The organism is Prevotella sp. HMSC073D09, assembly GCF_001814145.1.
Classification (GTDB): Bacteria; Bacteroidota; Bacteroidia; order Bacteroidales; family Bacteroidaceae; genus Prevotella; species Prevotella conceptionensis.
On record NZ_KV815097.1, the window covers coordinates 34,129 to 42,421 of the forward strand.

Below are 8,293 nucleotides of genomic sequence, written 5' to 3' on the forward strand. Positions count from 1 at the left end.
CAAAATGGTGCTAAATGCAAGATGAAAAGCATAAGAATGCACTGCAATTGTATAATTATAACCTTCATAACCCATTAAAAACATGGCTGAAAAGGGGAAAATGGACGTTAAAAAGTGGGATTTTAGCGGCTAAAAGCATGTAATTGGGCATGAAAAAATACAAGCTTGCAACCAAACTAGAAAGGTAAAATGGTGCAAAATGCAGGCTCTGTACCTAAAAATAGACAAAACAAGAGACGTGAAAAGCTAAAAATAGTGGCGATCTACCTACTTTTTAACCTATATTTTCGCTAGAACGGAGTGAAAATTAAAGGGCGATTGTAAAATAAAAACAACAAACTGAATTGATGAGATTGTGAGCTTGTGAGCTGATGAGTTGATGAGTTGATAAGTTTATGAGTTCTTGAGTTTGCAAGTTGATAAGTTGTTGTGTTTCTAAGTCGTTGAGTTGATGTATTTGGAAGTTGTTGGTTTTTCATGAATGTATAAGCCAGTGAGTTGATTTATCCTACACTTCGTATATGAAGAAATATCTATCTTATATTGGCACCACAAAGATAACAAACAACTATCAATTTATTGAAAGATTAAAAGTCAAGACGGTTTTAATATTAAAATTTGCACTAGAAACATTACGCAAAGTAAAGACAGGAGGACAAACAATGCCAGATGGCTGCAAAAAGAATCCGTTGCCCGATAGGTGCAAGGCCAACTTGGCCTTAACTGCACCCCACCGAGCAACGGTAAATTAAGTGTTTACGGTCTTATCACTTTACCAGAGCGACAAACGTTGGCTCTTAGGGATAAACAACTTGTCGCCTTCTTTCACACCGAAAGCCTCGTACCAGGCATCAATGTGGGGCAAAGCGCCATTTACACGCCATTTACCCAGCGCATGCGGGTCGGCTTTTGTGCGGTTACGAATTTCTTGTTCGGTGATGTTTTGTCCCCAAACAGCAGCATAAGCCAAGAAGAAACGTTGTTCGGGCGTAAAGCCGTCGATGTTTTTAAGGTGTTTTTTTGCCTCAACATTTTTGAAAGCATAGAAACTTACTTGCAATCCGCCGTGGTCTGCAAGGTTTTCACCGAGCGTAAACTGACCATTGGCGTTGAGATCGGGAAGAACTTTGATGTTCGAGAAGAAGTCGGCATAAAGCTTAGCACGCTCTTCAAATCCTTTCGCATCAGATGCAGTCCACCAATCATTCATATATCCGTTGGCATCGTATTGCCTACCTTGGTCGTCAAAGCCGTGTGTCATCTCATGACCAATAACCACGCCGATAGCACCGTAGTTATAAGCCTCGTCGGCCTTAGGATCGAAGAAGGGACGCTGCAAGATACCAGCGGGGAAACAAATTTCGTTGGTTGTGGGATTGTAGTAAGCGTTAACCGTTTGTGGGGTCATCAACCATTCATCGCGGTCAACGGGTTTACCCGCTCTTGTTAGAATGTGCCTATCGTGCGAGAACTTTCGGCAAGCAAGCACATTCTCGTAATACGACTTCGTTGGGTCGATGGTTAGTTTGCTATAATCAATCCACTTGTTGGGATAACCAATCTTAACATAGAACTTGTTTAGCTTGTTATGGGCAGCTGCTTTTGTGGTGTCGCTCATCCACGTTTGTGCATCAATACGTTGTCCAAGCGAGATTTGCAAGTTGCGCACCAACTGTTCCATCATCTTCTTCGACGTTTCGGGGAAATAACGGGCAACATACATCTTACCTAATGCCTCACCCATCTGCTCTTCCACTTGGTTTGTGGCACGTTTCCACAACGGATATTCTTCCTTTCGGCCACTCATGGTCTTGCCAAAGAAATCGAAATTGGCCAAACGAATTTCGTTCGTGAGGTACGAGGCCGAACTTTGAATGATGTCCCACTCGATAAGTGCGCGCAAGTCATCGGCTGTTGCGGCTGCATAAAGCTTGTCGTAGCCCTCCATAAACCCAGGTTGCCCCACAATCATTTCCTGAATATAGGCCGATTTCACGCCCTCGGCATTAGCCATTGCTTCAAGATTTATGTTGGGATAGTTTTCCTTAAATTCCTTTAAGGTCATCTTATTGTAGTTGGCTTGTGGGTCGCGCAGTTCGGTTACGCTCTTCGACACCAACGCCAATGCCGTTTCCATGCGGAAAATAGCATCGCGACGGGCATCGGCTTGTGCCTCGTTAAAGCCATAAAGGCGGAACATGCGTGCGATGTGCTTGCGAAAAGCCTCACGAATGGCTACCGTGGCGGGGTCGTTGTTCACATAATAGTCTTTCTGACCAAGCGTTAAACCGCCCTGACCGATAGTCAAGATGTTCATCTTCACATTCTTTTCGTCGGCAGCGAAATACGAACCGAAACCAACGCCGTAACCATAAACGGCATTTTTAAGTTGAAATTGTTCAAGGTCGGCCTTGGTTTTAGCCCCTTCCACCTCTGCAATCAAGGCTGCAACAGGTGCAAGCCCTTCCTTTTCGCGGCGAGTAGAGTCCATAGCCAGCTTGTAATAGTCGGACAGTTTCTGCTCCGTGCTACCCGGTTTGAACTTCTTCTTCAGCAGTTCGCCCAAGATGTTGTTAATGCGCTTGTTGTTGTCTTCTTGCAATCGGTCGAAACTTCCATAGCGCGAATAGGCTGCCGGCAACGGATTGTTCTTTTGCCAACCGCCCGTAGCAAACTGATAGAAATCGTCGGCCGCACGAACCGACTTGTCAAGGTCTGACATCACTAGCCCCGACTGCCCCTGAGCCATGCCCAACGTGGGCGAGGCCATCATCAAGAGCGCAGGAAAGATTTGTTTCATGTTCATGATTTCTTTTTTTTGTTATTGGATAATGATGATTAAATATTTAGTACTAGTTTATATGTTCACCGAGACAAAGGGCTACTATCTACCTCTACGACACCTGCCTCGACAGTTCTTCAAGGGTTTGGCTCAGCTCCATCCACTTTTCGTTTTCGCTATCCAAAGCACGTTGCACGGAGGTATATTCGCTCACGAGTGTCATGTCCGAGGCGTTGTTCACGTCGCTTAGCAGTTCGTTAAGTTCGGCAATGCGCTTTTCCATCGATGCAATACGTGCCTCGCATTCCTTAACGGCTTTTTCGGCTTTGTTCACCTTCTTCATCCGCTCTTTACGCTGTGAATAACTTTCGTTATCGGCTTTTGGCGTTTCGTCCGTTTTGGTTGGAGCGGGCGCAGCCGTATGCAAAAGGCTGTCGATGTTGGCAGATGTGGCGTTATCGGGCTGGTTTGCGGCCGCAGTGCGTATAAAATCATATATGCCACCAAGGTGTTCTTTCACCCTACCCTCGCCAAACTCGTACACTTTCGATACCAATCCGTCGAGGAACTCACGGTCGTGAGAAACCACGATGGCCGTTCCGTCGAACGCTTTGATGGCCTCTTTCAGCACATCCTTCGACTGCATGTCGAGATGGTTAGTGGGTTCGTCGAGTATAAGCAAGTTAACAGGATCTAACAGCAGCTTAATCATAGCCAACCTACTCCGTTCACCGCCACTCAACACCTTCACTTTCTTGTCCGAAGCCTCGCCCCCAAACATAAATGCGCCCAGTATGTCGCGTATCTTTAAGCGTATATCGCCTTTCGCCACATTGTCAATCGTTTCGAAAACGGTTAGGCTTTCGTCTAACAATTGGGCTTGGTTCTGTGCAAAATAGCCTATCTGCACATTGTGACCAATCTTCAATTCGCCCGTGTAAGGTATCTCATTGAGGATGCACTTCACCAGGGTAGACTTACCTTCTCCGTTCCGACCCACAAAGGCAACCTTCTCACCTCGTTTAATGGTAAACGTAACATGGTCGAAAATGGTGTGATTGCCATAATCCTTACGAACATCGTCGCATATAACGGGATAGTCGCCACTGCGCAAACAGGGCGGAAACTTTAATCGCAAAGCCGAAGTGTCCACCTCGTCTACTTCTATCGGCACAATCTTAGCCAACTGTTTGATGCGGCTCTGCACCTGAACAGCCTTCGTAGGTTTATAGCGAAACTTCTCGATAAAGTCTTTCATGTCCGCTATTTCCTTTTGTTGGTTCTCGTAGGCGCGCAGTTGTTGCTCCCTTCTTTCGGCTCTTAGCGTAACGTATTCGTCGTACTTCACACGATAATCAATCACCTTTCCACACGATATTTCTAGCGTGCGGTTAGTTACATTGTTGATAAAGGCACGGTCGTGACTGACAAGTACCACCGAGCCAGAGCTCTGTGCCAAGAATTGTTCGAGCCATTGAATGCTGTCGATGTCCAAATGGTTGGTGGGTTCGTCGAGCAACAGCACGTCGGGTTTGCGTAAAAGAATCTTTGCCAGCTCGATACGCATGCGCCAACCACCGCTAAATTCACTCGTGGGGCGGTCTAAGTCGTTTCTATCAAACCCCAACCCGATGAGCGTTCGCTCCAATTCGGCCTCATAATTGTTGCCACCCAGCATTAGATAACGTTCGTGTTCGTGGGTAAATTGTTCAACGAGAGCCATGTAATCCTCACTTTCGTAGTCGGTTCTTTCGCTCAGTTCGTTGTTCAACTGCTCAACGCGTGCCTTCAATTCCGTATTGTCGGCAAAGGCCTTCCTGGCCTCTTCTTTAACCGTTGTGTCGTCTTCAAGCACCATTACTTGTGGCAAATAGCCCACAGTTGTTCCCGAAGGAACCGACACGTTGCCCGCCGTGGGCTTTTGTTTTCCGCATAATATTTTGAGCATGGTAGACTTACCTGCGCCGTTTTTGCCAACCAAAGCAATGCGGTCGCGATTGTTCACCACAAAACTAACGTCCTTAAACAACGGCTTTACACTAAACTCAACCGTTAAACCTTCAACTGAAATCATTTATTTACTATTTACTCGCACAAAGTTAATCATTTTGTTTGAAAGTATGGACGTTTGTTTTAGGATTAGCTTAGCTACAACTACATTTTTATTGTTTGCCAAATGCAGTTGGTTGTTTTGCTGTTTAAGCATTAATTTCTTATTTACAGCTTAACTCATTAAGTAGTAATTGAATATAATCCCTACCCCAATCGTCTGCTTTACGTTTCGTACCGTCGAACTGCAACAAGTCAATGTCTATCTTCACAATGCCTTTCTTCCGCTCTTCGGACACACTTCCCATCTGCGCCTCAATGTCTTTTAGCGCGACTATTACCTCTTCCAACAGCACACTGCAATACCCTTCGGCCAAACAGTTCATAAATGGTGGCGACACAATGCCTATTGCGGGGGTTATAAGCGAACGCGAAAATCGCAGTTGCGGGAAAACAGCCGACAACCGTGCTTTGGCATGGTCTATATTCTGTTCGGCCGCAACGTTGCTCCCCAAGGCTAATAAGATGTAATGCGTTTGTTGGTTCATTGGATAAAAATGTTAGGCATACAAATTTACATAATAAACGCGATTTATAAGCCAGTGTAGGCAAAATCTTTTCGTGCAATAGCTAATTGTTTATAAAAACGGCGCAACAAGGTGAAGAATGGTTGAAATACCTATAATATGCTTGTCCGACTGTGCGAAGTTACAATAATAATCATTACTTTTGTGCTTAAAATCAGTTTTATATGAAGAAAATAGTTGTTCTGCTTACCACAATAGCACTTGTTCTCCCCGTTTCGGCACAGTTGCGGTGGAATTCGGTGTACCAAACTTACATCAGTCAATATAAGGATCTGGCCATCGAAGAGATGCTCAAACATCGCATTCCCGCCAGTATCACGTTGGCGCAAGGGCTATTGGAGAGCGGCGCAGGACAGGGCGCACTGGTAAAAAAGGGCAACAACCACTTTGGCATTAAGTGTCACGACTGGACAGGACGTAAGACTTACCACGACGACGATGCCAAAAACGAATGTTTTAGGTCGTACAAAAGTGCGAAAGAAAGCTACGAAGACCATAGCCAGTTTTTAAAGCGCGACCGTTACAAGTCGCTTTTTGCACTCGCGCCTAACGACTATCGCGGATGGGCCAAGGGATTAAAGGCATGCGGATATGCCACAGACCCTGGTTATGCCACGAAACTGATTAATGTAATTGAGCTTTATAAGCTATACTTGTACGACTCGGCAAAAGACTACGACAAGTTCTTTGCCAAACATGCAGGCAACTATCTGCCTGGCAGCAGCAATATGCGCCTGCATCCGATATACAAGTACAACGACAACTACTATCTCCGAGCAAGACGAGGAGATACCTTTAAGTCGTTGGCCGAAGAACTGGAACTTTCGGCTAGGTCGCTTGCCAAAGCCAACGAACGTTCTAAGAATGACGTGCTGGCCGAAGGCGACATCATCTATCTCAAAAAGAAGCGTAAGCATGCAGAGAAACAATTCAAGGACAAGCCACACGTGGTTAAACCTGGAGAGAGCATGTACGACATCGCACAGAAGTACGGCATTCGCGTGAAGAGCCTGTACAAGATGAACGACTTGCCCGAAGATTACCAAATAAAGGTTGGTGCTGTGTTAAGGGTTTATTAAAAGCCACCCTGCGCAATGGGCAACCAAACGCCAACAGCTTACGCCCCATAGTGCGGGCGTAAGCGCATTGTTTGCCACAAATAGCAGTGCCGTAGTTCACACGTTGCACATTTGGCCCGAACCGCAAACGCCAACAAGCAGCCACACCATGCGGCAATCTGCCTACACCTAACAATTCTAGACAATTATTATCGTTTAACATCATACTATAAAATGAAGACACTACTACTATCAATTCTCGCTTTGGCGAGCACTTTGACTGCGTGGTCGCAACGATTCGACGACGAGTTTGACAACCGAACCCTGCGCATTGACTACACATTTGCTGGGAATGTAAACAAACAAGAGATTTCTGTGGCCAAGCTAAACGTCATGCCTGGATGGTACGGCAAACGGCAAAAACTTGCAGAAATACCTGTTGAAGGCAACGGACAGATTACTGTTAGGCGGAAGAAAGACAAGCAAGTGATTTACCGCAACTCTTTCTCAACGCTGTTTCAAGAATGGCTTACCTACGACGAGGCCAAGTCGTCGTCCAAGTCTTTCGAGAATGTGTTCCTCATTCCAATGCCAAAAGACACGGTGGAGATTACCATCGACCTGCGAAACAACCGCCGACAGGTGGTGGCTAGCCTAACGCACACGGTGGCTCCAAAGGACATCTTGATTAGAAAAATAGGCGAAACATCCGTTACGCCTTACGAAACGATCCAGAAGGCAGCCGATCCGAACCATTGCATCCACATCGCCTACGTTGCAGAAGGCTACACTGATGCAGAAATGGACGTGTTCTTAAAAGATGCCAAAGCGGCAACCGAGGCCCTGTTTGCCCACGAACCATTTAAGTCTACACGCAACCGATTTAACATTGTGGCAGTGAAATCGCCCTCAAAGGAGAGCGGAACAAGCGAACCCTCTAAGGGAATATGGAAAAATACGGCGTTGCACTCGCACTTCGACACGTTTTATAGCGACCGTTACCTTACTACGCTGAACCTATTCGAACTACACGACTGGTTGGCTGGCACACCATACGAACATATTATTGTGCTGGTGAACACCGAAAAGTATGGCGGTGGCGGTATCCTCAACTCTTATAACCTGTCTATGACCCACCACGAGAAGTTCAGGCCAGTGGTTGTACATGAGTTTGGACATAGCTTTGCAGGACTGGGCGACGAATATGCCTACGAGGCCGAAAGCATTTCAATGTACCCACGCGACATCGAACCTTGGGAAGAAAACCTCACTACATTAGTGAACTTCAAAGGGAAATGGGAAAACCTCGTTAAGAAGAATACGCCAATACCTACACCTGCAACCGAGAAGAATAAGAAAACAGTTGGCGCTTACGAAGGTGCTGGATATAGCCTAAAAGGCGTTTATCGTGGCTATCAAGATTGCAGGATGCGCACAAACGAGTTTCCTGAGTTCTGCCCCGTGTGTACGCAAGCCCTAACAAGGTTCATTGATTTCTATACCAAATAGGCCAAGAAAACAACTTTGGAACACGAAGTTGTAAGCCCCTTGTACTTACACTATAAAGCCGCTTGTACAGTAACTACGAGCCGCTTATAGTGTGCGTACAAGCGTGTTTGTAGCCGCGATACAAACCGTTTTCACCAAGACATTGAAGTTGTCTTGACTTTTAATGGTTCTATAAAAGTTGGGTGGAGTTTATTTTCTTTGTGTGGTAAAACCGAGATAAACATTCTGCTCATGCACAGAGTACTGGACGGAGATACGATAAAAACCTGAGATACTGCCCCATTTGTCTGTGGCAAAACGTGGCTATG

6 protein-coding genes are annotated in these 8,293 nt (G+C 45.8%); 3 read left to right on the forward strand and 3 right to left on the reverse strand.

Annotated features, from left to right (window positions below):
• The first annotated feature begins 521 nt into the window (after positions 1 to 521).
• Positions 522 to 752, forward strand: coding sequence for a hypothetical protein (locus HMPREF2955_RS15810; RefSeq protein ID WP_139145518.1), 231 nt, complete (start codon positions 522 to 524; stop codon positions 750 to 752).
• 20 nt (positions 753 to 772) lie between these two features.
• On the opposite strand, the gene HMPREF2955_RS08480 is transcribed toward HMPREF2955_RS15810, so the two are convergent.
• The 3 genes from HMPREF2955_RS08480 to HMPREF2955_RS08490 all read right to left on the reverse strand — a co-directional run bounded on the left by HMPREF2955_RS08480 (position 773) and on the right by HMPREF2955_RS08490 (position 5,379).
• Positions 773 to 2,806: a M13 family metallopeptidase gene (locus HMPREF2955_RS08480; protein WP_070722637.1), complete on the reverse strand. Its 2,034-nt coding sequence runs from the start codon at positions 2,804 to 2,806 to the stop codon at positions 773 to 775.
• 88 nt (positions 2,807 to 2,894) lie between these two features.
• A complete protein-coding gene (gene abc-f, locus HMPREF2955_RS08485; RefSeq protein WP_070722639.1) occupies positions 2,895 to 4,856 on the reverse strand; it encodes a ribosomal protection-like ABC-F family protein in 1,962 nt (653 codons plus the stop codon).
• Between the two features lie 139 nt (positions 4,857 to 4,995).
• Positions 4,996 to 5,379: a 2-amino-4-hydroxy-6-hydroxymethyldihydropteridine diphosphokinase gene (locus HMPREF2955_RS08490; protein ID WP_070722641.1), complete on the reverse strand. Its 384-nt coding sequence runs from the start codon at positions 5,377 to 5,379 to the stop codon at positions 4,996 to 4,998.
• A gap of 203 nt (positions 5,380 to 5,582) precedes the next feature.
• Between HMPREF2955_RS08490 and HMPREF2955_RS08495 the strand changes: the two genes are divergently transcribed.
• Together HMPREF2955_RS08495 and HMPREF2955_RS08500 are read left to right on the forward strand one after the other, a co-directional pair.
• A complete protein-coding gene (locus HMPREF2955_RS08495; protein ID WP_070722643.1) occupies positions 5,583 to 6,497 on the forward strand; it encodes a glucosaminidase domain-containing protein in 915 nt (304 codons plus the stop codon).
• A 213-nt stretch (positions 6,498 to 6,710) separates the two neighbouring features.
• Complete coding sequence (locus tag HMPREF2955_RS08500) at positions 6,711 to 7,985, forward strand: M64 family metallopeptidase (protein WP_070722645.1); 1,275 nt, start codon at positions 6,711 to 6,713, stop codon at positions 7,983 to 7,985.
• Positions 7,986 to 8,293 lie beyond the last annotated feature (308 nt).

Coding starts and splice junctions, on each gene's coding strand:
- HMPREF2955_RS15810 (WP_139145518.1), top strand. CDS start 522: ATGAAGAAATATCTATCTTATATTGGCACCACAAAGATAACAAACAAC.
- HMPREF2955_RS08480 (WP_070722637.1), bottom strand. CDS start 2,806: ATGAACATGAAACAAATCTTTCCTGCGCTCTTGATGATGGCCTCGCCC.
- abc-f (WP_070722639.1), bottom strand. CDS start 4,856: ATGATTTCAGTTGAAGGTTTAACGGTTGAGTTTAGTGTAAAGCCGTTG.
- HMPREF2955_RS08490 (WP_070722641.1), bottom strand. CDS start 5,379: ATGAACCAACAAACGCATTACATCTTATTAGCCTTGGGGAGCAACGTT.
- HMPREF2955_RS08495 (WP_070722643.1), top strand. CDS start 5,583: ATGAAGAAAATAGTTGTTCTGCTTACCACAATAGCACTTGTTCTCCCC.
- HMPREF2955_RS08500 (WP_070722645.1), top strand. CDS start 6,711: ATGAAGACACTACTACTATCAATTCTCGCTTTGGCGAGCACTTTGACT.